The following is a 1263-nucleotide window of genomic DNA, read 5'->3' on the forward strand; positions in this document are numbered from 1 at the left end:
TTGTGATCGTGGGAAGCGGTTTCACCGGATTCACCTGCGCCCGTCGTCTGGCCCGGATTCTGCGCCGGCGGAACGCACCCGTCGACATCACCATCATTTCTCCGGTGGACTACATGCTCTACACGCCGTTGCTGCCCGACGTGGCCGGTGGAGTGCTCGATGCCCGTTTTGTCGCTGTCCCCCTGGCCAATTCGCTGCGGGGTGTGCACGCGGTGCGCGGCCGCGTGGACAGTGTGGATTTCACCCAACAGACCCTGACCTATTGCGACCCCGAAGAACGCAGCCACGCCCTGTCCTTCGACCGGCTGGTACTCACACCCGGCTCGGTGACACGGCTGTTCGACGTCCCCGGACTCGCCACCTATGCGCGCGGGCTCAAGACCACCGCCGAGGCCCTCTACCTACGAGACCACTTCGTCGAGCAGCTGGAGCTGGCCAACATCGAAGACGACCCCCAGGTCGCCGCGGCCCGGCGCACCGTCGTGGTCGTCGGCGCCTCCTACTCGGGCACCGAACTGGTGACGCAACTGCGCGCCCTGGCCGACGCGGCGGCCAAACAAATGGGCTTCAACCCCGCCGAAGTACGGTTCCTGCTGCTCGATTTGGCCGAACAGGTGATGCCCGAGGTCGGCAAGAAACTCGGTGACGCCGCGATGAAGGTCCTGCGCAAGCGCGGAATCGACGTCCGGCTCGGCATCACCCTCAAACAAGCGCACGCCGATCACGTTGTGCTCAGCGATGATTCACGCATCGACACCCGCACCATCGCCTGGGTGACCGGAGTGACCGGCGCCCCACTGATCCAACACCTGGGCCTACCGACCGACAGGGGCCGGATCAAGGTGCAACCCGATCTGCAGGTACCCGATCACCCCGAAGTGTTCGCCGCCGGGGATGCGGCCGCGGTTCCCGACCTGACCCAACCCGGCAAGATCACGCCACCGACCGCCCAACACGCCACCCGCCAAGGCAAGGTGCTGGCCCGCAACGTCGCCGCCAGCCTCGGCTACGGCAACCCCACCCAATACAAGCACCGCAACCTGGGCCTGGTGGTCGACCTGGGACCCCGCTACGCGGTGGCCAATCCCCTCAACATCCGACTGACCGGGCTGCCCGCCAAAGCCGTCACCCGGGCCTACCACTTGTACGCGCTCCCCCGCGGCCTCAACCGCTGGGCGGTATCGCTGGCCTACCTGACCGACGTGCTGTTCAACCGCTCCGTCGTCTCCATCGGGCTGTCCTCCGAGGACGACGCGCAATTCA

The 1263-nt window shown here is 66.5% G+C and carries 1 protein-coding gene; it reads left to right on the forward strand.

Translation table 11 applies throughout. The features are described 5' to 3' along the window. Window positions 1–2: 2 nt before the first annotated feature. Window positions 3–1263: NAD(P)/FAD-dependent oxidoreductase (locus A5775_RS13840; protein WP_067253055.1), on the forward strand; the 1261-nt coding region annotated here is incomplete at its 3' end.

The sequence above is a fragment of the Mycobacterium sp. 852002-10029_SCH5224772 genome, from assembly GCF_001667315.1.
Classification (GTDB): Bacteria; Actinomycetota; Actinomycetes; order Mycobacteriales; family Mycobacteriaceae; genus Mycobacterium.